This window comes from Pseudomonas khavaziana (genome assembly GCF_019145205.1).
Lineage (GTDB): Bacteria > Pseudomonadota > Gammaproteobacteria > Pseudomonadales > Pseudomonadaceae > Aquipseudomonas > Aquipseudomonas khavaziana.
The window spans coordinates 1-25,438 of sequence record NZ_JAHSTT010000016.1 but is presented as its reverse complement, the minus strand read 5'-3'; the positions used below and the strand labels follow the sequence as shown (position 1 = coordinate 25,438).

Here is a 25,438-nt window from a genome sequence, read left to right as displayed (position 1 = left end):
CGCGGAGTCCATCTTAGTTATCGCTTATTCCAGGGAGAGCCCGCAATTTCTGGTTGAAATTCGCCGATCAAATACCCATCTTCTAAAAAATCCGCAATCACCCCTCATCAAACCCCATGCCGCTCCACCAAAAAATTCACAAACGCCCTCACCCGCGCCGGCATCGCCCCTCCCCCCACAAACACCGCATGAATCGGCTCCACATCCCCCGGGTTATACTCCTCCAGCAACACCACCAACTCCCCCCGCCTCACCTCCTCCACCACACTGAACGCCCCAATCCGTGCAATCCCCGCCCCCAGCTTCGCCAACTGCGCCAACGCCTCCCCACTATTGCCTTCAATCGTTCCCGCCACTTTCAACGAAAACTCCCGCCCGTCCACCCGAAACGGCCAGTCAGGCGCCGCCCGGCGGAAGTTGAAACGCAGGCAGTTGTGGTTGAGTAAATCCTGCGGCACGACCGGGGTGCCGTGGCGCGCGAGGTAGTCGGGTGAGGCGACGATCACCTGGCCGGTGGAGCCGATGTGGCGGGCGGTCAGAGGGCTGTCGACGAGGGGGCCGAAGCGGATGGCGACGTCGGCCTGGCCGCCGAGGATGTCCACGACTTCATCGCCGAGCATCAGGTCGACGACGATGGCGGGATAGCGGGCGCTGAAGGCGGCGATCAGCGGCACGATGGTCATACGGCCATGGGCCAGGGCGGCGCTGACTCGCAGGCGGCCGCGGGGGGCGCCTTGGTCGGTGATGGCGTCTTCGACTTCGGCCATGTCCGCAAGGATGCGCCGGGCGCCGCGCAGGTAGGCTTCGCCTTCGGCGGTGAAGGTGATGGCGCGGGTGGTGCGCAGCAGCAGCCGGGTACCGATGCGTCGTTCGGTGCGGGTGATGATGCGGCTGATGGACGATGGCGTCAGCCCAAGGGCTCGCGCAGCGCCCGACAGGCTGCCGTGCTCGGCGACCATGGCGAACACTTCCATCTCTCCCGAGCGACCACCGATGTCCATTTGTGCCTCCTGCGCAAAGCTGTAGTTCCCAACCAAGGGCTACTGCTGAAAAAGGCTGGATTGTAGCATTTGACACATAGATGAGGAGTCAACCATGCGTATCAATCCCCCCCTTGTAGCCTTGTCCATCGGTGCCTTTGGCATCGGGGTCACGGAGTTCGCACCCATGGGCATGTTGCCCGGTATTGCCGCCGATCTTGGCGTATCCATTCCCGCCGCGGGGCTGTTGGTGAGCGCCTATGCCATGGGCGTGCTGATCGGCGCGCCGATCATGACCCTCGCCACGGCCAGGGTGCCACGCCGTTACCTGCTGATCGGGCTGATGGCGATTTTCACCCTGGGTAATCTGCTCTCGGCGTTGGCCACCAACTACCAGACCTTGATGATTGCCAGGCTGGTGACGTCGCTGAACCACGGGGCATTCTTCGGCATTGGCTCGATTGTGGCCGCGAGCGTGGTCGCGCCGGAGAAACGTGCGGGGGCGGTCGCGGCGATGTTCCTGGGACTGACCCTGGCGACCATTGGCGGTGTGCCCCTGGCCACCTGGTTTGGCGAGAACTTTGGTTGGCGCACGGCGTTCTGGGGCATCAGCGGGTTAGGTGCAGTGGTGATGGCGGCGCTGTGGTGGGCATTGCCCAATGCTCCCGCGCCGAAAGGTGGCAGCCTGATGGCCGAAATCCGCGTACTGGGGCGCGGGCCGGTGCTGGCTGCGCTGGCGCTGACCGTGGTGGGTTCCAGTGCAATGTTCACGGTGTTCACCTATATCGCACCGATTCTGCGTGACGTCACCCACGCCTCGACCAACTTCGTCACCGGCATGCTCGTGCTGTTCGGTATCGGCCTGACCCTGGGTAATGTGTGGGGAGGCAAGTCTGCGGACCGTTCGGTGGACCGTACCTTGATCACCTCCCTGGTGGTGTTGATCGCCGTGCTGCTGGCCTTCTCGGTGCTGATGCAATGGCCGCTGCCTGCTGCCGTGTCGATCCTGCTATGGGGAGCCGCGAGTTTTGCCTTGGTGCCGCCCTTGCAGATGCGAGTGATGGAGGCTGCCAAGGATGCGCCTAACCTGGCCTCCGCGATGAACATCGGCGCATTCAATTTCGGTAATGCGATTGGCGCCGCGTTGGGTGGCGCGGTGATCAACGCCGGGCTGGGCTACCCGGCCATTTCCCTGGCAGGTGCGCTGATGGCGGGCCTGGGTTTGCTGATGGTGCTGGGTTTGAGCTGGCGTTCGCGGCATACCCGGTCACGCACTTGCGGGGACATCCGCTTGCCGGCGATAGTGGACGAGCGCGCTTAAACCAGGAGAACGGCCCATGACCCGCGACCAACTCGCCAACTTCTACCAAGGCTATATCGATTGTCTGAACCGTCAGGATTGGCAGCACCTGGGCGATTTTGTCCATCCTGATGTGACCTACAACGGCAGCCCGGTTGGCCTGGAGGGCTACCGGGCGATGCTGGAGCGCGACTTCCGGGAAATCCCCGACCTGGTGTTCCGCATTCAGCTGTTGGTTGCCGACCCGCCGACCGTCGCCAGTCGGCTGAACTTCAGGGTCAGTCCCAGGGGCGAGTTTTTCGGGCTGCCGATCAACGGCACGACGGTCGTGTTTGACGAAAACGTTTTCTATGAATGCGTCGACGGGAAATTCGCTCGCGTCTGGTCGGTGATCGATAAGGCAGCGGTCGCCCATCAGCTGAAAGGGAACGCCGGCTGACAGGGCGGCACCCTCGTCTAGACTTCATACTCCTATCAACCCGAGGAGTTTGCGATGAACAACAAAAATACCATCTGCCTCTGGTACAACGGCGATGCCCTGGAGGCGGCGACCTTCTACGCCAAGACCTTCCCCGACAGCAAAGTGAACGCGGTGCACTACGCCCCTGGCGACTACCCCTCCGGTAAACAGGGCGATGCATTGACGGTGGAATTCACCGTCATGGGCATCCCGTGCATCGGCCTGAACGGCGGTTCGGCGTTCAAGCACAGCGAGGCGTTTTCTTTTCAAGTATCCACGGACGACCAGGAGGAAACCGATCGGTTATGGGATGCCATCGTTGGCAATGGTGGAAAGGAAAGCGCCTGCGGCTGGTGCAAGGACAAATGGGGCCTGTCATGGCAGATCTCGCCACGGGTGTTGGTCGATGCGGTGACCAGCAAGGACACCGCCGTCGCCAAGCGTGCGTTTGAGGCGATGATGAAGATGACCAAAATCGACATAGCGACTATCGAAGCTGCCATTGCCGGTGACTGATGTGGGAGCGGCACGAGCTTTAGCGAGGCCGCGATGGCGGTGGGTCAGCCACTACAAATGCCAGCAGTGCCGCCGCCATCGCAGCCTCGCTGGGGCTCGACAGCTCCCACATATGCTCTTCATCGGGCTCCCACATTAGGCCCGCCTCGCGTCACCCATGCGCCAAAAAAAGTCATGCATCGGACCGCCAGGTTGCGACCTGGGCGATACCGGCCTATGTTCGAAGTCATGCCTTTTGCTGTCCCCCTACCCTACGCCCATCCCGTAACCAGGTGACGACATGCCCACACCTTCACGCCCCGCCGTGCTTGAGCTGATCGGTAACACACCGCTGGTCAAGGTCAGCCGCTTCGACACTGGCCCTTGCACATTGTTTCTCAAGCTTGAATCACAAAACCCCGGGGGGTCGATCAAGGACCGCATTGGCCTGGCGATGATCGACGCCGCCGAGCGCGACGGGCGCCTGCGTCCTGGTGGCACCATCATCGAAGCCACCGCCGGCAATACCGGCCTGGGCCTGGCGCTGGTGGGCCGGGCCAAGGGTTACCGGGTGGTGCTGGTGGTGCCCGACAAGATGTCCACGGAAAAAGTCCTGCACCTCAAGGCCATGGGCGCAGAGGTGCATATCACCCGCTCCGATGTGGGCAAGGGCCATCCCGAGTATTACCAGGACGTTGCTGCACGCCTGGCCAAGGATATTCCGGATTCCTTCTTCGCCGACCAGTTCAACAACCCGGCCAATCCCCTGGCCCACGAGACCAGCACCGCGCCGGAGATCTGGGCGCAGACCCAGCATGATGTCGACGCGATTGTGGTGGGCGTCGGCTCGGCCGGAACCCTTACTGGCCTGACCCGCTTTTTCAAGCGCGTGCAGCCAGAGCTCGCCATGGTACTGGCCGATCCGGTGGGTTCGGTGATGGCCGAATACAGCCGCAGCGGTCAGCTGGAAACCCCCGGTTCCTGGGCCGTGGAAGGCATCGGCGAGGACTTCATCCCCTCGATTGCCGACCTCTCCAGTGTGCGCCACGCCTACTCCATCAGTGATGAAGAAAGCTTCGACCACGCCCGCCAGTTGCTCAAGGCCGAAGGCATTCTCGGCGGCTCGTCCACCGGCACCCTGCTCGCCGCCGCCCTGCGCTACTGCCGTGAGCAAACCGAGCCCAAGCGTGTGGTGACCTTCGTCTGCGACACCGGCACGCGGTACTTGTCGAAGGTTTACAACGACCAATGGATGAACGACGCCGGCCTGTTGCAGTACAAGCACTACGGCGACCTGCGCGACCTGATCGCCCGCCGCTTCGAAGACGGCCGCGTGATCAGCGTCAGCCCCGATGACACCCTGCTCACCGCCTTCCAGCGCATGCGCCTGGCGGACGTGTCGCAACTGCCGGTGCTGGTAGACGGCCAACAGCTGGTGGGCGTCATCGATGAGTCCGACATCCTGCTGGGCCTGCACCACGACGCCGCGGATTTTTCCATGACCGTCGCCAGCGCCGTGACCGACACCTTGCACACCCTGGCCCCCAGCGCCAGCCTGGCCGAACTGCAGGCAGAACTGGATCGCGGCCTGGTCGCCATCATTGCTGACACCTCAGGCTTCCATGGCCTGATTACCCGCGTCGACCTGCTTAACCACCTACGGAGATCCCTTGCATGAGTCAGCCCGATAACAGCGCGTTTGCCACCCGTGTGATCCACGCCGGGCAGTCACCCGACCCGACCACGGGCGCGCTGATGCCGCCGATCTACGCCAACTCCACCTACCTGCAAGACAGCCCCGGTGTGCACAAGGGCTTCGACTACGGCCGCTCCCACAACCCCACGCGCTTTGCCCTGGAACGCTGCGTGGCGGACCTTGAAGGCGGCAGCCAGGCGTTTGCGTTTGCCTCGGGGCTGGCGGCGATTTCCACGGTGCTGGAACTGCTGGATGCCGGCGCGCATGTCGTCTCGGGTAATGACCTGTATGGCGGCACGTTCCGGCTGTTCGACAAGGTACGCCAGCGCAGCGCCGGGCACCGTTTCAGCTATGTCGACCTGAGCGATTTGCCGGCCTTTGAAGCGTCGTTGCAGGACGACACGCGCATGGTCTGGGTCGAGACCCCGAGCAATCCGCTGCTGAGTCTCACCGACCTGCGCGCCGTTGCGCGCATCTGCCGTGCCCGCGGGATTATCTGCGTGGCCGACAACACCTTCGCCAGCCCGTGGATCCAGCGGCCGCTGGAGCTGGGTTTCGATATTGTGGTGCACTCCACTACCAAGTACCTCAATGGGCATTCCGATGTGATCGGCGGTATCGCCGTGGTGGGCGACAACCCTGATCTGGCAGAACGCTTGGGCTTCCTGCAGAACTCAGTGGGCGCCATTGCCGGGCCGTTCGACGCGTTCCTGACCTTGCGCGGGGTAAAGACCCTGGCGCTGCGCATGGAGCGCCATTGCAGCAATGCCCTGGACCTGGCCACCTGGCTGGAACAGCAGCCACAGGTATCGCGTGCTCACTACCCAGGCTTGAAATCCCACCCACAGCACGAGTTGGCAAAACAACAGATGCGCGGGTTTGGCGGGATGATTTCGGTGGATTTGAACAGCGACCTGGCCGGTGCAACGCGCTTCCTGGAAAACGTCAAGATCTTCGCCCTGGCCGAGAGCCTGGGGGGCGTGGAAAGCCTGATCGAACACCCGGCGATCATGACCCATGCGAGCATCCCGGCGGCGACGCGGGCGCAGTTGGGGATTGGCGATGGGTTGGTGCGGTTGTCGGTGGGGGTTGAAGATGTGGAGGATCTGCGCGCGGATCTGGCCCAAGCCCTGGCGCACATCTAACGCAAACATCGAGCAACATGTGGGAGGGGGCTTGCTCCCGATAGCGGTGCATCAGTCAGCTTATTTGCAACTGACCCACCGCTATCGGGAGCAAGCCCCCTCCCACATTGAACGCAGAATCAGCTCGAAATTATGTTGGTGCGGGTTGAGGATCTGCGCAAGGATTTGGCCCAAGCCCTGGCGCACATCTAACGCCAAACATCGAGCAACATGTGGGAGGGGGCTTGCTAGGTATCAGCAGCGCAACTGACCCACCGCTATCGGGAGCAAGCCCCCCTGAACGCAGAATCAGCTCGAAATTATGTTGGTGCGGGTTGAGGATCTGCGCAAGGATTTGGCCCAAGCCCTGGCGCACATCTAACGCCAAACATCGAGCAACATGTGGGAGGGGGCTTGAACTGGTCAAGTAATCTTGGACACTGATTAAGGTTCACGCCGCCAACCTTTCCTTCGAGACCGGCGACCGGTAGTCGTTGTAGCTATGAGGTCTGCTGATGTTGTAGCGCGAGACATAGCGCTGCACGTCTGCTCGGGCCTCATGTTCGAGTTTGTAACCCGCTTCAGGCACCCACTCCGACTTCAAACTGCCAAAGAAACGCTCCATTGGAGCGTTGTCCCAGCACTCGCCTTTACGACTCATGCTTTGCCTAAATCCATGTTTCAGCAGCAAATTTCTGAATTTATGACTGGTGTACTGACAACCTTGGTCAGAATGAAACAACACATCCTGAGGATGGCCACGTAGCTCCACTGCCATGCCTAGTGCTTCGCAGGTCAGGTTGGCATCGAAATCATCGAGAACGACCAGCCTACGATCCTGCGAGCTTTATAGATCCAAAATAGGCTGCGCAGTACATCCACCGCTTGCCGACCTTATGTAAGTCACGTCGCCACACCACACCTGATTAACCGCCGTCACGTCAAATTTCCGCTTGAGCATGTGCGGCGCTACCAAAGCCTCCACGCCCGGCGACTTGTACTTATGGCGCCTGCGCTGACGACTAGCGATGCCAGCTTCACGCACAACCGCGAGCCATGTAACGTCCGATACGATGCCCTTTGGCTTGTAGCCCTTGGACAAAGTACGTGCGCCGGCCGACTCTGACGCCTTGTGGTGCCTGACCAGCGCGGCTTTGAGCTTGTCCCGTTCGGGATTTGCTCTGCCTTTGCGCTGGCGCCAAGTGTAGAAGCTACTGCGGTTGATCCCAAACACCCGACAACACCTTTAACGCCGTACTGCTCGTCCAGCTCATCGATCAGCGTGAATGATCTTTGGCGTCCAGCAGAGAGCACTGGGCTTTTTAGGATTTCGATATCCAGGTCTTTCTTCTAAGCAGAGCTTTGAGCCTCTGGATTTCTCGTTGATCAGCGGTAATCGCCTTGGCCCCTACCGGAGTCGAGCCCAAGCGTTCTTTTTGCACTTGATCGATCCAGCGGCGTAGGGCTGTGGGGCCGATATCCAGGCTGGCACAGACCTCAGTAACCGGCTGGCCTTCATCCAGCACCATGCTGGCAGCCTTGAGCTTGAACTCACTCGAATAAGATTTACGCATATCCAAACACCTCATATTTGGGCGCTATCATAGCGCCCGATTGAAGTGTCCAAAATCATTAGGCCAGTTCAGCTTGCCCCCGATGGCGGTGCATCAGTCAGCTTATTTGCAACTGACCCACCGCTATCGGGAGCAAGCCCTCTCCCACATTGAACGCAGAATCAGCTCGAAATTATGTTGGTGCGGGTTGAGGATCTGCGCGCGGATCTGGCCCAAGCCCTGGCGCACATCTAACGCCAAACATCGATCAACATGTGGGAGGGGGCTTGCCCCCGATGGCGGTGCATCAGTCAGCTTATTTGCAACTGACCCACCGCTATCGGGAGCAAGCCCCCTCCCACATTGAGTGCGCAATCAGCTCGAGATTACGTTGGCCCGCGCCGCATGCAGCTTCTTATAGCTGTCAATCAGCCGCAAATGCCGATCCAGTCCTTCCAGCTTCATGCTGGTCGGCGTCAATCCATAGAACCGCACACTGCCGTCCACCGAGCCGATCACCGCATCCATGCGCTCGTTGCCAAACATGCGCCGGAAGTTGGCTTCGTAGTCGGCCAGCTCCAGGTCGTCATCCAGCTCCATCTCCAACACTGCGTTCATCGCCTGGTAAAACAGGCCACGCTCGGCGGTGTTGTCGTTGTACTGCAGGAACATCTCCACGCATTCCTTGGCCTCTTCACACTGCTTCAAGGCCAGGAAGATCAGCAGCTTCAGCTCCAGGATGGTCAGTTGGCCCCACGCGGTGTTGTCGTCGAACTCGATGCCGATCAGGGTAGTGATATCGGTGTAGTCATCCAGCTCGCTTTCGATCAGGCGCTCGACCAGTGCCTGCAACTCGTCCTCATCGAGGCGGTGCAGGTTGAGGATGTCTTCGCGGAAAAACAGCGCCTTGTTGGTGTTGTCCCAGATCAGGTCGTCCACCGGGTAGATTTCCGAGTAGTCCGGTACCAGGATACGGCAGGCGGTGGCGCCCAGGTGTTCGTACACCGCCATGTAGCTCTCCTTGCCCATGCCTTCGAGGATGCCGAACAGCGTCGCGGCCTCCTGGGCGTTGGAATCTTCGCCGTGGCCGGAGAAGTCCCACTCGACGAATTCATAATCGGACTGGGCACTGAAGAAGCGCCACGACACCACACCGCTGGAGTCGATAAAGTGCTCGACGAAGTTGTTCGGCTCAGTGACCGCCTGGCCTTCGAAGGTCGGCTGCGGCAGGTCGTTCAAGCCTTCGAAGCTGCGGCCTTGCAGCAGCTCGGTGAGGCTGCGCTCCAACGCCACTTCCAGGCTTGGGTGCGCGCCGAACGAGGCGAACACGCCACCGGTGCGTGGGTTCATCAAGGTCACGCACATCACCGGGAACTCACCGCCCAGGGACGCATCCTTGACCAGCACCGGGAAGCCCTGGGCTTCCAGGCCCTGAATGCCGGCGAGGATGCCAGGGTATTTGGCCAACACTTCGGCCGGTACGTCCGGCAGCGCGAATTCGCCTTCGATGATTTCGCGCTTCACCGCCCGCTCGAAAATCTCCGACAGGCACTGCACCTGGGCTTCGGCCAAGGTGTTGCCGGCGCTCATACCGTTGCTCAGGTAGAGGTTTTCGATCAGGTTGGAAGGGAAATACACCACTTCACCGTCGGACTGGCGCACAAACGGCAACGAGACAATGCCGCGGGCTTCGTTACCGGAATTGGTGTCGAACAGATGTGAGCCGCGCAGCTCGCCATCGCGGTTGTAAATCTTCAGGCAGTAGGCATCGAGGATTTCACTCGGCAATTCGTCGTTTTTGCCCGGCTGGAACCAGCGCTCATCCGGGTAATGCACGAACGGCGCATTGGCCAGCTCCTCGCCCCAGAACTGGTCGTTGTAGAAGAAGTTGCAGTTGAGCCGTTCGATGAACTCGCCCAGCGCCGACGCCAGGGCGCCCTCCTTCGTTGCGCCTTTGCCGTTGGTAAAGCACATCGGCGAATGGGCATCGCGGATATGCAGCGACCAGACGTTGGGCACGATATTGCGCCACGAAGCGATCTCGATCTTCATGCCCAGGCCGGCGAGGATCGCGGACATGTTGGCGATGGTCTGCTCCAGCGGCAGGTCCTTGCCGGCGATGTAGGTGCCGGCCTCAGACGTCGAGTTGGGCATCAGCAATGCCTGGGCGTCGGCGTCGAGATTCTCTACCTCTTCAATCACAAACTCCGGCCCGGCCTGCACCACCTTCTTCACGGTGCATCGGTCGATGGAACGCAGGATGCCCTGGCGATCCTTGTCGGAGATATCCGTAGGCAGCTCGACCTGGATCTTGAAAATCTGGTTGTAGCGGTTTTCCGGGTCGACGATGTTGTTCTGCGACAGACGAATATTCTCCGTGGGAATATTGCGCGTCTGGCAGTACAACTTCACAAAGTACGCCGCACACAACGCCGACGAAGCCAGGAAGTAATCGAATGGCCCCGGTGCCGAACCATCGCCCTTGTAGCGGATGGGCTGGTCGGCAATGACCGTGAAGTCATCGAACTTGGCTTCAAGCCGAAGGTTGTCGAGAAAGTTGACCTTAATTTCCATGCGGGCACACCAGAATAACGAGCTAAACGAATTGGCCGCCATTATGAAGATTTTCGCCGGGAAGTCTCAGGGTTTTGCGTGTGGGCTGCCGATCGGTGTCGCTATGCCAGCAGCCTGTGGCCCCTGGCATAGCATTGCGCCAGGCTAAGGCTGGCTTGAGCTCAGGCGTCGCGCCAGGCTCGTGCGGTTGATGGTCAGCTCACTGCTGACGTCCGGCCCGTGATAGACCATGGACGTTTCGTGGTGCACGTAATCACCCGAACGTGCGGCGCTCAACCAGTTGAATGAGCCGACGCAAAGTAATTCCTCATCGGCCATCACCAGCTTGCTGTGCACCTTGTTGACCACACGCACCTGTACGGCATGGTGTTTGAGCGCCGCAACCGCCTCCTTGAATTCAGCGATTTTGCCCGGGTTGCCTTCGGACCTGCCGGGGTTGATGTCGGTGTTGAAGCGCAAGTCGGTGTAGACCGTCACCGGCACGCCCCGCTGCACCGTGCCGACCATTGCATCCAAGGCGCCGCTTTCGCGCATCCCGCGCAACTTGACCCAAGGCGTCACGATCTGCACCTGCTGGCGTGCCGTTTCCAGGGTGCGCAACAGGAACCGGTCATGCTCGGCAAATTCATGCAGGTGGCTCAAGCCGGTGCGCGCCGTGAGCAGGTCCACCCGGGGCTGGAAGTCGAACGCCAATGCGTTTTCCGGGCTGTGCAACAGGTACTGGGCCAGGCGACCACGAGGCTTACTGGCGGGTATCTGGCTGAACAGGTCCATGTCGCCGAACACCAGGAAACTGTCTTTGGCGCGAGATACAGCCACGTTCAACATGCTGTCCCGACGGTCGATAAACGCGCCGTCGGCGTGCTTGGAGTACACCGCCGAGAAAATCACCACGGGCCGCTCGGCGCCCTGGAAAGAATGCACCGTGCCGACGGTCATTTCACCGTCGAGCTTGCCGGTGCGAATGCCCAATGCGCTGCACGCCTCGATGATCGCTCGGGTCTGGGCGCCGAAGGGGGTTATCACCCCAAGAATCTCCCAGAGCGCTTTGTCGTAGCGCTCAACGAGCTGCTGTTCGTTGGCCTTGATCCAGGCAGCAATGGTCTGTGCCTCAAGCAGGTTATGACGGCTGCCACCCTGTTTCTGCTGGCACATCCCGTCGATATGCAGGTAGCCCAGCCCAGGCAAGCCACCTTCGGGCTTGGCGCCCCGGCGCGGTTGCAGCTTGCCCTTGTAGCAGAGGGCATTGCAGTAATCGATGATCGAGTCATAGCAACGGCGGTGTTCGTAGAGGTAAAGGCCGCGCGCCAGGTCAGGGTCGTAGTGATAGCGGCTGGTCGACTGCGCAATCGCCATGACGCTGCCATTGGCGGCGCTGCGCCCGCTGTCACAGAACGCCTCGTAATCGTCGTCCACGCTGCTGCGTGACAACAGCCCGGCGCTGAGCAAATTGCCGATATCCACTGCTGCCGGGATCGACCAGATGGGTTCGATCTGCTGAGTGTCGCCGATCACCAGAGCTTGCCTGGCCAGGGCGAAAGACGGCGCCGCCACTTCGGGGAGCACCTGCCCCGCTTCGTCGACGATCAGCAGGTCGATGAAATTCAGCGCATAGTCTTTGACATAACCATCGCCATCACGACGGCTGCACGACAGTTCGCCCGGTAATCGGTGGAATGTCGCGACCACACAGGGCGTGAGCTTCATCCAGCGCCGCCAGTTTTTTTCCAGGGTCTTGCGGCCATTTTTTTTACGGTTTTTGAGGATCAGCGGCAACTCCTCGGCGACTTCCATCAACCAACGCCCCTCCCAATAATGGGTGGTCAGCAGGAAGGTCTCGAAGCGCAACGAAGTGTCCGCCCAGGCGTCGCAGTCCTCCAGCGTCACCTGTGCGGCAGGCTTGCCGGCCGCGCCGGGCAATACGCCAATCACCGCCTGCCAGTTCAACAGCTCGCGCTGTTCGTCGCGCAGCAACTCATCTACCCGTTCCCGCTGGGCTTGGAGTGTTCTCAGGCTTTGCGCGGCGTGGCTCACGGCGGCGGTCAGACGGCGCTCCATGTCATGCACATCGACGGCGCTTTGCAGCTCAGTGTCTGCCTCATCGACGTGAAGCTTGGCCAGGCGCAAGCGCTTGGCGGCAATCGGGCCGAACCAGCCAAACAGCGTGTAGATCAACGATTCATGGGCCAGGTAGTGCTTGAAGTCTTTCAAGCGTGCCTGGGTGTTCGCCAGCTGTTCAGTCTGCAACCGCTGCTGGGTTTCAAGGCGGCCGATGGCCGCCCGTGGATCATTGCCGAGCAGATCCTGAATAGCTTTGCGGGCAGCCACCAGCCGTGGCCAAGTGTGTTCGATCGCGGCGAGTTGCTGCTGGCGCAGGCGAATTTCGGCCTGGAGCTTGTCCACGGTATTTTTCAGCGTGGGTTGCGGGTCGCCAGCAAAAGCCATCGCCGCGCGGCCCAGGTAAGCCTGCTGGGCCTTGTCGAGATAGGCGTGCGACTCAAGCTCAAGGAAGAAGCTCTTGGTCTGGTAAGTGCGCGCCATCTCCGCTTCCGCCGAGGCCTTGGGAAAGTAAGCGCCGAAGCTATTGATGTCGGGCAACCAGCGCCCGGCGAAGGGCCCGGTGCCCGCGGCGAAGTCTTTACCGAACGCCTTGATGATATTGGTGACCGCTTGATTGTTCGTCGAGCTGGCGACAATCACCGGCGGTTCGCCGCCCTCTGCGGCAGCCTTGGCCCAGAGCGAAGCCACCACGGACAGGACCAAGGTGGTTTTCCCGGTGCCCGGGGGCCCGTTGACCGCCAGTATATCCCCGGCGTTCCCGGCCAAAAGGTGCGCCAGGCTGTCGCGCTGGGCAGGCGCCAGCGCGTATTCGTCACCGGCATGCCCGCGTCGGCTGGCGAACAGGCTGTTGGCCGCAAGGCACGGCTCATCGGCGGTGGACCCACGCTGTGCAAAGCGCTCGAACAATGGCACATCGGGTTTGCTGGCACGCAGGTGATCGTAGAGCGCAACGATGTTGAAGCTGAAACCGTCAGCCTTCTGCTCCTTGAACAGGTAACAGTAGTTGACCGGGTCGAAGCCGTCTTCCACACCGTCCCAAGCGTTGCACACCGTGTGGAACATGTTCTTGCAGTAGCGCAGGTAGCTGATCCACTTTTCGCGATACTGCTCCGGGTCCACGTCGGTACCGGAGGCAGGCGGTTCGAACCGGGGCGCCTCTTGGGTGGCCAGAAAGCGGTCCAAGTCGTACTGCGCCCCGAGGGTGAAATTGTCATGATCCAACGGCTCGAGGATGTCACGCGGCACCAACGCCGGCCCGGTCGCGTAGATGCGCCCGTCGCGGGTGACCGACACACGGCAAAGAATCGGTGTGATGAACGCCGGCAACCCATTGCGCGCCTTGCGGTGTTCCGGACGCGAGGCATAGACAAACGGTCGTAAGGTCACGTCGACGTGCAGTAACTGCGCTGGTTCGCCGGCAAATAGCAGCTCCACCTGCTCAGCCGGCAAACAGCCCGCGGCCAGGGCGGCCATGGGCGAGACCGTATAGGCTTTGACATGGCTGTTGAATAAAGCGCCATTGCCGTTTTCGGCATCGGCCAGGGAGTTTCGCCAGTAGTTCGCGAGCTTCAGAGAATAATCGTTCATCGTCCTGATTCATGCAGACCGTGACTCACTGTCACAGCCGGTGGCTGGGGAATTGAGAACGAGGGTAGCGTTTCAGCAGCCAGATGGCCAATCCAGAGCCGTTCGCTGATTGCCTGGCGCTCAGCAAGCGCCGAGGGTCAGGGCGATCTTCTGTGGGAGCAAGCCCCCTCCCACATTTAGATTGCGCCAGGCCAGTTGAATAACGGTCAAGCGTCAAACTGCCATTGGCCCGTCATATTTTCGAACAGGCCACTGTATAAGCCCCGCATCGGCTGATATGTTTCGCGCCTCACCCGCAAAAGGACAGGCCATGGAACCGTTAGCGACGAACGCTGCACTGGTGATCGTCGGGGTCATCACCAATAACTCCGTGGAGGCCACCGTGCGCTCAGGCGGCAACCTGGGGTTTGATGTGATCGTGGCGGCGGACGCCTGTTTTACTTTCGACCAAACCGACTTGTCGGGACGCCTGTGGCCGGCTGAAGATGTACACGCGTTGTCGCTCAGTAACCTGGCGATGGACTATGCCCGGGTGTTCCAGACCAGCGAGATCCTGGCGAATCATTAACAAGGAAGCGGATATGCATCAGGGCAAGCGTATTGTGGTGATTGGCGCCGGTATCGTGGGGGCTTCACTGGCCTATCACCTCGCCAGCAAGGGCGCGAATGTGACGGTGGTCGAGGCCGGCGAAGTCGCGTCCGGGGTCACGGCCACCTCGTTTGCCTGGCTCAACACGACCCACGACGCACCCGACCCCATTGCCGCTTTGCGCAGCGCAGCAATTGACGCGTATCACCGCCTGGAGCATGAGCTGCCCGCCGTGAAAATTCGCTGGACAGGCGCCCTGTGTTACGGCGCAGACATTCAGCCTGGGGCGGATTCACGGATCACTCGCCAGCGTATCCAGGCACTTGAGCCGCGTTTGAGAAACCCGCCTGAACAGGCCCAATTCAAAGCCGAAGAAGGTGCACTCGACGCGGTACACACCACCCATGCCTTAATGGAAGGTGCCCAGGCCCACGGTACCACGCTGCTGACACACACCCAGGTGTTGGGTTTCAGGATGCACGGCTCACAGGTCACCGGCGTTGAAACCAGCCTGGGCGTCATCGATACCGACGTGGTGGTGCTCGCAGCCGGCACCGGGATCCCAGCGCTGACGAAGCTGTTGGGTATGCCCCTGCCGATTGAAGCCTCTCCCGCGATCTTTATCCGCTACAACGCCCCACCCGGCATCGTGCGCACGCTTATTTCCAACCCTGCAATGGAGGTGCGCGAAAGTGCAGAGGGGATCTGGCTGGCAGCCGAAGACTATCTGGGCGACGCCCCGGAAAACCAGGCGGCCGCCATCGCTCGGCGCACCGCCCAGGCTATTGCGGGTGAACTCGAAGGGGTCACGTTCATCGAGCCACAATTGGCCTGCGTCGGGCTGCGGCCCATCCCGGCCGATGGCATTCCGATCATTGGCCATTTGCCAGGCATCAGCGGTGTGTACGTCTGCGCGATGCATCCTGGCGTGACGCTGGCAGCCATCGTGGGGCGTCTTGCCAGCGAAGAGATCATGGAGGATAGGGTCTGCCCTGCCCTGGCGCCTTGTCGGCCCGAGCGGTTCTTCCAAGCTTAAAACGGTTAGAAGGCGCCGGCCTCCTCGAGCATTTCCACCAGCCCCTGCGGCCACACCGTGTCCGTCGTAGTGCGCAGTTCCTCTGCCGACCACCAACGATGATCCGCCATCACCTGGGTCTCTTGCGCCGTCCACTCGGCCCTGGACAGCGCCTCGCTGGGCGCCTGCACCACGAAGTAGCGCTCGACCGCCAGCACGGTTTCGCCGCTGGGCAGCATCAATTCAAAGCTACTTTCTGCTACAGACTCTCCAACGCTGCTGACAGTGATGCCAGTCTCTTCGCGCAGTTCACGGATTGCGGCGCTGTGATAGGTTTCCCCGGCTTCAACGCCACCGCCCGGCGTGGCCCAGTAATTCCTGCCGGCCAATGCGCCGTCTTTATGCACGAAGCGGAACAGTAGCACCTGCCTGGCGGGGTTTATAACTAGTAGTCTCGCAGCATTACGTACACGCATCTGATTGATCCGTTCTTCATCAAAAGTGACCGCCATTCTAAGGGGTCGACGTCTTCCAGGTAAGTAATGTACCGGTTTACCTGGTGAATAGAGCACGTGCAGCTTTCGAATAGAGCTCAGTTCAAATAAGCATAAAAAACTGTGACTTTTCACAGGTTCATTTCACAACAACCCGGTGCAAGCTAAGTGGGCAGAAAGTAGAAAAATTGAGCTAAAAATGCTTATTTACGTATTCTTCGTTTATCTGGTTAGGAGGTTATTCCAAATGCGCTTTGCCAATATTTGCATGACTATTTCTTCCGTACTCTTTGCCTTGGCTTTTTCAAGCATTGCTCAAGCCAACCAATGTGACGACGCGTGGGCCAGTAACAATGGGGCCAGAAACACTTGTAGGCTTAATACCACCGCTTCGATTCCAGAGTCTCCGCCACCAGATCCACAATTTCAACACCACCCTGTTTGTACGCTTCCTTTATCTTGTGAGGCTCCAGGCACCCATCTTGAAGAGCCCGACAAGCCTCGATCCAGAGAAATACAAAACCGTATAGATACTACAACCCAATGGATGTCTTATCAGATTCCAAAACTTCAAAACTGTAACGGTGTGCCGAAATTAGGGTGTTAATGGTTTCAAAGGTAGATACCCTGTTCATTAGAGGGTAGTACGCTTGCAAACCTTTATCTGCAGCCAAATCGCAATGGGTGTTGCGTAGGATTATCCTATGCAATATCCAGTTGCCCTCATGCCCGCCTATCACTGCCTTGAACCATCCAACTCAAAAACACCCGCAGCCGCGTGGAAAACACCTCGCACTCAGCGCTGGGGTTACGCGCTTCAAACAGGAAGTACGCGATTTGCACGCGCATCGAGGGGTACAGCTGAACAAACAGCGCGACGTACTCTTCCAGGGTGTGCGGCCACATTTGCGCATCGTCTGCGCGCAAGGTGTGAGTGGCCCGGATCAAGGCCCGCGATGCTTCACGCTGCAGGCGATGACGTGCGTGTTCAGTACCGGCCTGTTCGATACGCACGAGATACGCCGTGAGCGCTTGCTCGAAGTCACCATTGACCGCCATGGCGATGGCGCGGGACGGGCGAAACGGGTCGAAGTGCGGTGCAAGGTCTTCGCCCCATACACAGCGGCAATGATGCTTGAGCCAGAAGCCCCAACTGTTGCGGTTTTCCGGTGCCAACACTTGAACGCGATGACCGATATCGAAGTCGATCTTGGTCACTTGCGGATGCCGTTGCTCCAAGGCAGTTCGGGTCGTTTCAATTTGCTCGAGCACCGCGGCATCCGGGGGATCGTTGAGGATCAACGAGAGGTCGAGATCAGAAAAACCGACCTCGGCCTGGCCTCGTGCGACGCTGCCATACAGATAAATCCCATGCAGCCCGAACGCCGCCTGGGACAGGGTTGCGCAGACATCCGCCAGCACGGGCTGGAACTCGATTTGTACGGGAACATCGGCGACGGTGAGGATAAACCCGTCGGCATCGACGCCCGTGCTTTGCAGGAGGGTCACGGGCGATGCACCTCAATCACCAGGCCTTCCTCTTCACTCGGCACACCAAAGTGGCGAGTGATCAGGTCAAATTCGGCGTCAGTCGCAGCAAAGTCATGCTCGCCCTGGGCGTTGCGCGCGTGCAGGCGGGCACGGCAGGTCGCATCGTCCAGTTCCAGATAATGCAGACGGTGGGGCACCTTGGCCGTTTGGGCCAGGCCGAGCAACCACTCACGGTTGGCCAGGGTGTTGGCCGGGAAATCCAGGACCACATTCACGCCGGATTCCAACAGATTGACCACCAGCGGCCCGAGTACACCGCGCACCCGCTGGGCACAGCGCAGGTAGTCGGCGATGGCCTGGATTTCACCGGGGTAAAGACTGGCCAGCCAGTGGTCTTCGCTGAGCACAATGGCTCGGTGCTCGGCGCCCAGGGTCTTGGCGAGGGTGGACTTGCCGGAGGCGATCTTGCCGCACAGCAGATGCAGGGTTGGCATAAGGCGTTTCCTCTTGTCGGCCCGGCAGGATGAATCATGCAGCCGCAGCCGTAAACACATCCAGTTGAATCCTGGTGTACGAGCGAGGTCACCTATAAAGAGACAACAACGCAATGGGGAGACTGTGATGAACCTTGCAATGACACTCTTCAGCCTGTTTGCCGGTTGGATGGCAATTGTGATGTCGATGCTGTGGGGCGTGCTGCGGGTGCTGCACCGGCATCATGCTTAGCACACCGGACGGCCGTTATTTTGTGGTCAAGGGGCAACTGTGGCGCTGTACCAATCCGGCCTTGGATGAGGCAACCCGCCAGCATTGGGTTAATGTACTGATGGATGCACGCCGAGCGGTCAAAGCGGCCAAGGGCGACACTGACGCCCAGGCATTGAAAGCCGCGCGGCAGCAGGTGCAGCATGCCAAGGTGGCATTGGGCGAGCGTGGGCCGGCGTGGTGGCACGACGGCGCTCCGGATTACAACCGCTGCAAAGTCAGCAATACCCCCTACGCGGCATGGTTCGAAAAACATCTCGACACGACCTCCCAGTGAACTTTCTTACAAATGCCATGCTCCTTTCCTATGCGAAGTCAGCGCACCCTGAGCCCAGGGTGCAGAACGATAAGGAGCCGCCACCCCCATGACTACCCTCCCCACTTACCCCGTCGTCAGACCTGGCCCATTGCATGGGACCTTGCTGGCAGGCACCGTGCCGCTGTTTCTCGGGGCCTTGCTCAGTGATATCGCCTACGGCCAGACCTACCAGATCCAATGGGCCAACTTCGCCTCGTGGCTGATCGCCGGGGCGCTGGTGTTCTGCGGTTTTGCCCTGCTGTTTGCGCTGGTCAACCTGGTGCGCGCCGAGCACAAGGGCGGGCGGCCTGTGGCTTACTTCCTGCTGTTGCTGGGCACCTGGGTGCTTGGGCTGGTCAATGCGTTCCAGCATGCCAAGGACGCCTACGCCATGATGCCCACCGGCCTGGTGCTGTCGGCGATTGTCACTGTGATGGCGATCATCGCGACCTGGATCGGCTTGACCAACCTGCGCTCAGGAGTTGCCCGATGAAGCCCCTCAACACACTGACCTTGCTCAGCGCCGCCCTGCTGCTCAGTGCCTGCGGTGGTGAAGGCGAAAAAACCCAGGCCCGCGGCCCCGATCCCAAGCTGCCCGAACAACAAAGCAGCCTGCTGCCGAGCATGAAGATCGCCGAGCCCACCCCATGGGGCGAACAAAAACCCAAGGTGCCCGAAGGCTACAGCGTGACCGCCATCGCCACCGACCTGGCGATCCCGCGCCAGACTCTGGTGCTGCCCAACGGTGACATCCTGGTGGCCGAAGGCCGTGGCGGCAGTGCGGCCAAGCTCAAGCCCAAGGATGTGATCGCCAGCGTGATCAAGGCCCAGGGCAATACCAAGGTCAAGGGCGGCAACCGCATTACCCTGCTGCGCGACGCCGACGGTGACGGTACCTATGAGCTCAAGACGGTGTTCGCCGATAACCTCAACGCACCCTATGGCCTGGCGTTCGCCGACGGCAAACTCTATGTAGCCAACCAGGACGCACTGGTGCGCTTCGACTATGCCGATGGCCAGACCAAGGCCAGCGCCCCGCCCGTCAAAGTCACCGACCTGCCGGCGCAGATCAACCACCACTGGACCAAGTCATTGGCCGTGAGCGACGACGGACGCCAGCTGTATGTGGGGATTGGCTCCAACAGCAACATCACCGAACGCGGCATGGAAGTGGAGATTGACCGCGCCATGGTCTGGCAGATCGACGCGGCCACCGGTGCCCACAGGCCCTACGCAACCGGCTTGCGCAACCCCACGGCGCTGACCATCCAGCCGGGTTCCGGGCAACTGTGGACGGTGGTCAACGAACGCGATGAACTCGGCCCAGACCTGGTGCCGGACTACCTGACCTCGGTGCGCGAAGGTGCCTTCTACGGTTGGCCGTACAGCTACTGGGGCCAGAACGTCGACCCACGCGCACAACCGCAGAACCCGGCCAAGGTGGCCGCGGCGATCAAGCCGGATTACAGCCTGGGCTCCCATGTGGCGGCATTGGGCGTGGATTTTTCCATCCCGGCCATGGGTGAAAAATTCGCCGATGGTGTGTTTGTCGGCGAACACGGCAGCTGGAACCGCGACAATCCGGTGGGCTACAAGGTGATCTTCGTGCCGTTCAGCAATGGCAAGCCCGCTGGCGAGCCCATCGACTTCGCCACCGGATTTCGTGGTGATGATGGCAAAACCCGTGGGCGTCCGGTGGGCGTGACGGTGGACCCCAAAGGTGCGCTGATCATTGCCGATGACCTGGCCAATACGGTTTGGCGAGTCACCCGTAACCGTTAACCGGATATGACAGGGGTGGCGACGCCCCTGTCAGCCGTCACTGTGCAATTGCGCTTGCAGCCACGCCAGCAGCGCTTCGACCTCGCCTCGACTGCCCGCCCCTTGCTGCCTGTAGACCGAAATTGCCTCAGGCAGAAATACGCTTTCAGCGCAGGGCCGGACCAACGCCCCACTCTCGATCAACCGGCTTGCGGTACGACGCCAGCCCATGGCGACACCGTGCCCTTCCACCGCGGCCTGCAACATCAGCGGGTAGCTGTCGAAGGTGGCACTGCGCGCATCCCTGGCCAACACCCGACCGAACACCTGCAGCCACTCATTCCACTCCATCAGGTGCGGAGGTTCGGAGCTATGGTGCAAAAACGTGCAGGGCTGTAATTGCGTCAGCGGTAACGGCTGTTCCGGGCAAAGGTAGGCCGGGCTGCACACCGGGAATACCTCGTCGGAGGCGGTGAACATCAGCCTATGGGCGCCACTGGCGCGCCGGGTACTTTGCAGGGCCACATCGAAATGTCCATCGAACTGGGTGATAGGCCGCGTGCAGGTCACTACCTGGATTTCAATCTGCGGGTATTGCTGGTGAAACGTCGACAAACGCGGCATCAGCCAATAGAACGCCTCGCACAATTGGCACAGCAACACCACCCGGTTGCGTTGCGGGGAGGCGCGCAGGTTAGCCGCGCCATCACTGATGCTTTGCAACGCAAGGCTGACCACCCGCCCCAACTCACGCCCCTCTTGCGTGAGGAACACCGCACGGTTGCGCCGGATGAACAGTTTCACCCCCAGATTGTCTTCCAGCCCGCGAATCTGCCGGCTGACAGCCGCCTGGGTGATGTGCAGCTCTTCGGCCGCCTTGGAGAAACTCTCCAGGCGCGCCGCCGCTTCAAACGGCAACAAACTGGCGAGGGGCGGTAGGGTTTTGCCGAGTAGATTCATAATCTGAGGTTATGCATTCAAGGCCGAGAACTCGTTTGTAGCACACCCACGTGGCTGGGCACCATGGATGCATTACTTCATGGATCAGCCTGATGAGCACTTCCCCAACCTCGGTTTCTATCGGCGTGATATTCGCGGTGGTCGCCACCCTCGGCTGGGCGCTGAATTTTATTGCGCCCTACGTCACCGGGGCCTACAGCCTCTACGACCTGATGGCCGTGCGCTTCTTGATAGCCGGTGGGCTCGGTGTCGTCTGGATGATCCTGTGCCGGGCGCAACTGCCTGTGCTAAGCCCAGGCCAGCGGCTGTTCGCGGCGGTACTGGGCGCATCGGGTTGCCTGGGCTATGGGGTCTGTATTGCCGCCGGCGTGATATTCGGCGGCCCGGTATTGACGCCAGCCTGCGTCGGCATGGTCCCGGTGCTACTGGCGCTGGTAGGCAACGCCAGCCATAAGACCCTGCATTGGCGCCAGTTGGTGATGCCGCTGTCTTGCCTCACGGTGGGGCTGTTGCTGGCCAACATCAGCAGCCTGCACCAGCCCTCGCTGGGTAGCGGCTCCTGGTTGGCCGGACTGTGCTTTTCGTTGGGTGCGGTGGCCTTATGGCTGGGGTTCAGCGTGATCAACCAAAAGCAGCTGGCGCGCCTGCCAGCCGGCGCAACCGGTCTTTGGACCGCCTTGATGCTGGTGGGTGCAGGCGTAGCGGCGCTGTGCCTGCTGCCCTGGATATACGCGCTAGGCTTATTGCAGTTGCCATCCCTTGGCGCTGGTTGGAGCCAGGCATGGCCGTTGTATGCCTGGAGCCTGGTGATCGCGGTGATGTCCACCGTCGTCGGCGCGTGGGCCTGGAACGCAGCGACGCGGCGCCTGCCCATGGTGTTGAGCGGTCAATTGATTGCCCTTGAATCCTTGTTCGCCACCCTGCTCGGCCTTTGGTTTCACCAGCGCTGGCCGACGCTCCTGGAGGTCGCGGGCCTGGCCGCCGTGCTGATTGGCGTGGTGGTGGCGGTGCGTATCATCCTGGCGCAGGCAAAACCTGCGGCAACCCACCAGACTTTGGGAGAACTGCAACATGACTGACTCAAGTGACGCCCTGGCACTGCCCGAAGCCTTTGATTTCCGTGGCCACGTCGTGCGCTGGGGCCAGCTCGGCACCCAGGGGCCGGCCCTGGTGATGGTGCACGGCACGCCCTTCTCTGCCCACGTATGGCGACGCATCGCGCCATTGTTCGCCCGGCACTGTCGCGTGTTCTATTACGACCTGCTTGGCTACGGCCAGTCGGAAAAAGCCTCGGGCCAGGACGTCTCCCTCGGCGTGCAAAACATCCTGCTCGCCGCGCTGCTCCAACACTGGCGGCTGGAGCGGCCCCATGTGCTCGCACATGACTTTGGCGGTGCCACGGCACTACGGGCACATCTGCTGGATGGCTGCGACTACGCCAGCCTGACCTTGATCGATCCCGTCGCCCTCGCGCCCTGGGGTTCGCCGCTGGTCCAGCATGTGCGCCGCCATGAACAGGCATTCAGCGACGCGCCGGCGTATATCCATGAGGCGATTGTGCGCGCGTATCTCCAGGGCGCCGCCTTCAAGCCGCTGCCTGCCGAGGTGCTGCACGCCTATGTCACGCCATGGACAGGCGAGAGTGGCCAGGCAGCCTTTTACCGTCAGATTGCACAAATGGATCAGCGTTATACCGACGCCATTGAAGTGAAGCTTGCCAGCATCCGCTGCCCGGTGCAGTTGCTCTGGGGTGAGGAGGATCAGTGGATCCCGGTGGCGCGAGGCGATGCACTGGCTGGCAGATTGGCCGGGGCACGCTACCTGCGCGTCCCCCATGCCGGGCATCTGGTGCAAGAAGATGCTCCAGAGTCCATAGTTGCCGCGCTGATGGAGTTTCTACGCTTGCCCACAGCGGCCACTAGAGATCAGTGATTTCCTTGTGGCGCGGCACCAGTGCCTTCATCACGCTCCAGGCCACCAGGTAGGCCAGGGCGCAAATGGCAAACATGATCATGTAGCCGGTGTGGATGTCGTTGATCGACTTGTAATAGTCGAACACCCAGCCGCCGATCTTGGTCATGACCACGCCGCCCAGGCCACCGGCCATGCCACCGATGCCGACCACCGAGGCCACGGTTTTCTGCGGGAACATGTCGGACACGGTGGTGAAGATATTGCACGACCACGCCTGGTGCGCCGAGGCGCCCACGCCGATGAGCAGCACCGGCACCCAGAAGCTCAGGTAACCGAGCGGCTGCGCCAGCAACACCACCAGCGGGAACAGCGCAATCACCAGCATGGCTTTCATGCGCCCGTCATAGGGCGCATCGCCACGCGCCATGAAATAGCTGGGGAACCAGCCGCCACCGATGCTGCCGACCATGGTCATGCTGTACAGCACCGCCAGCGGCATGACGATATCGGCGCCTTTCATGCCGTACTGTGCCGACAGGTAGGTGGGCAGCCAGAACAGGAAGAACCACCACACGCCATCGGTCATGAACTTGCCAAAAGCGAACGCCCAAGTCTGGCGGTAGGTCAGCAGCTTGAACCAGGAAACTTTCTTTGCGGTGGTGCCCGTAGGCGCTGGAGTCAACGGTGGTAGGGTCTGGTCGCTGCGTATATAGGCCAGTTCTTCGGCCGACAGGCGTTTTTGCTGTTCCGGTTTTTCGTATACCGCGGCCCAGACCGCGACCCACAGGAACCCCAGCATGCCGATGACCATAAAGGCCGCTTCCCAGCCCCACAGGCCGGCAATCAGTGGCACACAGATCGGCGCCAGGATCGCACCGACGTTGGCACCGGAGTTGAAAATGCCGGTGGCCAGGGAGCGTTCTTTCTTGGGGAAATATTCGGCAGTCGCCTTGATCGCAATGGGAAAGTTGCCTGCTTCACCAATCGCCAATACTGCCCGGGACAACATGAAACCGGCAATCGACACCGGGATCACCGCCAGGCCGATTGCCCCGCTGATCGCGGCGATGCCCTCGCCCATCGGCACCGAGAAAGCATGCATGATCGCCCCGGTGGACCAGATCCCAATCGCCACTACATACGCGGTCTTGGTGCCGATCTTGTCGACAAACCGCCCGGCAAACAGCATGGAGATGGCATAGACAAACTGGAACACCGCCGCGATGTTGGCGTAGTCGGTGTTGCTCCAGCCAAATTGTGTCGAGAGTTGCGGTGCCAACAGGCTGAGCACCTGGCGGTCGAGGTAGTTGACAGTGGTGGCGAAAAACAGCATCGCGCAGATCGTCCAGCGATAACTGCCGACTGCCTGGCCGACACGATGGGCACTGATGGGCTCGTTCAGATTCATGGCATCACTTTTTATTTTTGTTAGATAGGACATATGTAACGTCATATGTCGTCGTACAACTGCGACTTTTATATCGGGACGCCTGCGCAGTGTCAATCAGAAAAAGGGCCGGTTATCCGGGAAACAGATGAGTATAAAAAATGTCAGTCTTGAGCAGTTGTAGGATGACAAACCCGCATCACCAAGCTAGGTGCTTGGCCTGGCACGTCGTCCAACAGTCCGAAAGGTTGCATGCCGATCTTTTCCAGCACACGGATCGACGCAACATGGTCGGGTCGTACCAGGCCGAAGACTTCCGGCAGGCCAAGGGTTTCAAACGCCAGCACCAACGCATCACGCCCCACCTCGGTGGCGTAGCCCTGCCCCCAGGCTTCGACGGCAAAGCGATAGCCGAGGTTGACGCGTCGTTGTGTCAGATAGTTTAGCGGCGCAATGCCGCCAAACCCGATGATGTGTCCGGGCGCTTCTTTACGGGCAATCGCCCACCAGCCGTAGCCGTGAGTGGCCCATTGTTCCATCCACTGAGCCAGCAAGCGCTGGGCCGCTGCAAGATCAGGCATGGGCCCGGCCGGGTTGAACAAATTGGTCTGCGGGTCGCCGAAAATCTCGAGCAGTCGCTGAACATCAGCGGGCTGCGGTTGGCGGTAGATGAGGCGTGAATGGCGGTTTTGCATACAAATGACGTCCCGATTTACGGCATGAACCTGCGAACCGAGTTTAGCCAATATCGCTATCGTGGAAGCTCAACAATATGGGGGATTGCTCTAATGCCTGTCAGTTAAGTGAACGAAATGCTTAAGGCAGCGAAGATCAAATGTGGGAGGGGGCTTGCTCCCGATGGCGGCCTGACAGCCGACCAGAATGTTGGATCAGACCGAGTACATATCCATTCCTGCGGTAACGGCTGCTATTG

General features: G+C 60.5%; 23 protein-coding genes and 2 pseudogenes. 12 read left to right on the top strand and 13 right to left on the bottom strand.

Features of this window, described 5'->3' with window-relative positions:
* Nucleotides 1–107: 107 nt before the first annotated feature.
* Nucleotides 108–1,001 carry a LysR substrate-binding domain-containing protein gene (locus KVH01_RS26015; protein ID WP_217883467.1) on the bottom strand — a complete coding sequence of 298 codons (894 nt, stop codon included), beginning with the start codon at nt 999–1,001 and terminating at the stop codon, nt 108–110.
* Between the two features lie 94 nt (nt 1,002–1,095).
* On the opposite strand from KVH01_RS26015, the gene KVH01_RS26010 reads away from it, so the two are divergent.
* From KVH01_RS26010 to KVH01_RS25990, 5 genes are all read left to right on the top strand, one after another.
* Nucleotides 1,096–2,301: an MFS transporter gene (locus tag KVH01_RS26010; RefSeq protein WP_217883394.1), complete on the top strand. Its 1,206-nt coding sequence runs from the start codon at nt 1,096–1,098 to the stop codon at nt 2,299–2,301.
* A 16-nt stretch (nt 2,302–2,317) separates the two neighbouring features.
* A complete protein-coding gene (locus tag KVH01_RS26005) occupies nt 2,318–2,719 on the top strand; it encodes an ester cyclase (protein WP_217883393.1) in 402 nt (133 codons plus the stop codon).
* A 54-nt stretch (nt 2,720–2,773) separates the two neighbouring features.
* Nucleotides 2,774–3,256, top strand: a complete 483-nt coding sequence (locus KVH01_RS26000) for a VOC family protein (protein ID WP_217883392.1) — start codon at nt 2,774–2,776, stop codon at nt 3,254–3,256.
* A 280-nt stretch (nt 3,257–3,536) separates the two neighbouring features.
* Nucleotides 3,537–4,913, top strand: coding sequence for a pyridoxal-phosphate dependent enzyme (locus tag KVH01_RS25995; RefSeq protein WP_217883391.1), 1,377 nt, complete (start codon nt 3,537–3,539; stop codon nt 4,911–4,913).
* Nucleotides 4,910–6,076, top strand: a complete 1,167-nt coding sequence (locus KVH01_RS25990) for a cystathionine gamma-synthase (protein ID WP_217883390.1) — start codon at nt 4,910–4,912, stop codon at nt 6,074–6,076. Before KVH01_RS25995 ends, KVH01_RS25990 begins: the two co-directional genes overlap by 4 nt.
* A 430-nt stretch (nt 6,077–6,506) precedes the next feature.
* On the opposite strand, the gene KVH01_RS30370 is transcribed toward KVH01_RS25990, so the two are convergent.
* The 6 genes and pseudogenes from KVH01_RS30370 to KVH01_RS25975 form a co-directional block, all read right to left on the bottom strand.
* Nucleotides 6,507–6,716, bottom strand: a complete 210-nt coding sequence (locus tag KVH01_RS30370; RefSeq protein ID WP_264083781.1) for an integrase core domain-containing protein — start codon at nt 6,714–6,716, stop codon at nt 6,507–6,509.
* Nucleotides 6,717–6,755: 39 nt separating this feature from the next.
* A pseudogene (locus tag KVH01_RS30365) lies at nt 6,756–6,833 on the bottom strand (hypothetical protein); the annotation flags it as partial.
* A 69-nt stretch (nt 6,834–6,902) separates the two neighbouring features.
* Nucleotides 6,903–7,289 carry a hypothetical protein gene (locus tag KVH01_RS30115; protein WP_225924373.1) on the bottom strand — a complete coding sequence of 129 codons (387 nt, stop codon included), beginning with the start codon at nt 7,287–7,289 and terminating at the stop codon, nt 6,903–6,905.
* An 88-nt stretch (nt 7,290–7,377) separates the two neighbouring features.
* Entirely contained in the window at nt 7,378–7,629 is a 252-nt protein-coding gene (locus KVH01_RS30110) for a transposase (RefSeq protein WP_225924372.1), read from the bottom strand.
* 354 nt (nt 7,630–7,983) lie between these two features.
* On the bottom strand, nt 7,984–10,182 hold the full coding sequence (locus tag KVH01_RS25980) for an OsmC domain/YcaO domain-containing protein (protein WP_217883389.1): 2,199 nt from the start codon (nt 10,180–10,182) through the stop codon (nt 7,984–7,986).
* Between the two features lie 144 nt (nt 10,183–10,326).
* On the bottom strand, nt 10,327–13,830 hold the full coding sequence (locus tag KVH01_RS25975) for an AAA domain-containing protein (protein WP_217883388.1): 3,504 nt from the start codon (nt 13,828–13,830) through the stop codon (nt 10,327–10,329).
* A 337-nt stretch (nt 13,831–14,167) separates the two neighbouring features.
* Between KVH01_RS25975 and KVH01_RS25970 the strand changes: the two are divergent.
* Together KVH01_RS25970 and KVH01_RS25965 are read left to right on the top strand one after the other, a co-directional pair.
* Nucleotides 14,168–14,398, top strand: a pseudogene (locus KVH01_RS25970) (isochorismatase family protein); the annotation flags it as partial.
* Nucleotides 14,399–14,411: 13 nt separating this feature from the next.
* Nucleotides 14,412–15,455 carry an NAD(P)/FAD-dependent oxidoreductase gene (locus KVH01_RS25965; RefSeq protein WP_217883387.1) on the top strand — a complete coding sequence of 348 codons (1,044 nt, stop codon included), beginning with the start codon at nt 14,412–14,414 and terminating at the stop codon, nt 15,453–15,455.
* Nucleotides 15,456–15,460: 5 nt separating this feature from the next.
* On the opposite strand, the gene KVH01_RS25960 is transcribed toward KVH01_RS25965, so the two are convergent.
* The 3 genes from KVH01_RS25960 to KVH01_RS25950 form a co-directional block, all read right to left on the bottom strand.
* A complete protein-coding gene (locus tag KVH01_RS25960; RefSeq protein ID WP_217883386.1) occupies nt 15,461–15,910 on the bottom strand; it encodes an NUDIX hydrolase in 450 nt (149 codons plus the stop codon).
* Nucleotides 15,911–16,651: 741 nt separating this feature from the next.
* Nucleotides 16,652–17,437: a nucleotidyltransferase domain-containing protein gene (locus tag KVH01_RS25955; protein ID WP_217883385.1), complete on the bottom strand. Its 786-nt coding sequence runs from the start codon at nt 17,435–17,437 to the stop codon at nt 16,652–16,654.
* Nucleotides 17,434–17,913 carry an AAA family ATPase gene (locus tag KVH01_RS25950; RefSeq protein WP_217883384.1) on the bottom strand — a complete coding sequence of 160 codons (480 nt, stop codon included), beginning with the start codon at nt 17,911–17,913 and terminating at the stop codon, nt 17,434–17,436. Before KVH01_RS25950 ends, KVH01_RS25955 begins: the two co-directional genes overlap by 4 nt.
* Nucleotides 17,914–18,137: 224 nt before the next feature.
* Between KVH01_RS25950 and KVH01_RS25945 the strand changes: the two genes are divergently transcribed.
* The 3 genes from KVH01_RS25945 (at nt 18,138) to KVH01_RS25935 (ending at nt 20,264) form a co-directional block, all read left to right on the top strand.
* The gene (locus KVH01_RS25945; RefSeq protein WP_043051654.1) at nt 18,138–18,461 is read left to right on the top strand and encodes a hypothetical protein; all 324 of its coding nucleotides are present in this window, start codon (nt 18,138–18,140) and stop codon (nt 18,459–18,461) included.
* A gap of 88 nt (nt 18,462–18,549) precedes the next feature.
* Entirely contained in the window at nt 18,550–18,975 is a 426-nt protein-coding gene (locus KVH01_RS25940) for a DUF2231 domain-containing protein (protein ID WP_043051653.1), read from the top strand.
* The gene (locus KVH01_RS25935; protein ID WP_217883383.1) at nt 18,972–20,264 is read left to right on the top strand and encodes a PQQ-dependent sugar dehydrogenase; all 1,293 of its coding nucleotides are present in this window, start codon (nt 18,972–18,974) and stop codon (nt 20,262–20,264) included. The genes KVH01_RS25940 and KVH01_RS25935 overlap by 4 nt, the downstream gene beginning before the upstream one ends.
* Nucleotides 20,265–20,294: 30 nt before the next feature.
* Here KVH01_RS25935 and KVH01_RS25930 read toward each other — a convergent pair whose 3' ends face one another.
* Nucleotides 20,295–21,203: a LysR substrate-binding domain-containing protein gene (locus KVH01_RS25930; RefSeq protein WP_217883382.1), complete on the bottom strand. Its 909-nt coding sequence runs from the start codon at nt 21,201–21,203 to the stop codon at nt 20,295–20,297.
* 92 nt (nt 21,204–21,295) lie between these two features.
* On the opposite strand from KVH01_RS25930, the gene KVH01_RS25925 reads away from it, so the two are divergent.
* Complete coding sequence (locus KVH01_RS25925; protein WP_217883381.1) at nt 21,296–22,282, top strand: DMT family transporter; 987 nt, start codon at nt 21,296–21,298, stop codon at nt 22,280–22,282.
* The gene (locus KVH01_RS25920) at nt 22,275–23,135 is read left to right on the top strand and encodes an alpha/beta fold hydrolase (protein WP_217883380.1); all 861 of its coding nucleotides are present in this window, start codon (nt 22,275–22,277) and stop codon (nt 23,133–23,135) included. Before KVH01_RS25925 ends, KVH01_RS25920 begins: the two co-directional genes overlap by 8 nt.
* Here the strand turns inward: KVH01_RS25920 and KVH01_RS25915 are convergent.
* Both KVH01_RS25915 and KVH01_RS25910 read right to left on the bottom strand, forming a co-directional pair.
* Entirely contained in the window at nt 23,122–24,525 is a 1,404-nt protein-coding gene (locus KVH01_RS25915) for an MFS transporter (protein WP_217883379.1), read from the bottom strand. The two genes, KVH01_RS25920 and KVH01_RS25915, sit on opposite strands and share 14 nt — an antisense overlap.
* A gap of 143 nt (nt 24,526–24,668) precedes the next feature.
* On the bottom strand, nt 24,669–25,199 hold the full coding sequence (locus tag KVH01_RS25910) for a GNAT family N-acetyltransferase (RefSeq protein WP_217883378.1): 531 nt from the start codon (nt 25,197–25,199) through the stop codon (nt 24,669–24,671).
* Nucleotides 25,200–25,438 lie beyond the last annotated feature (239 nt).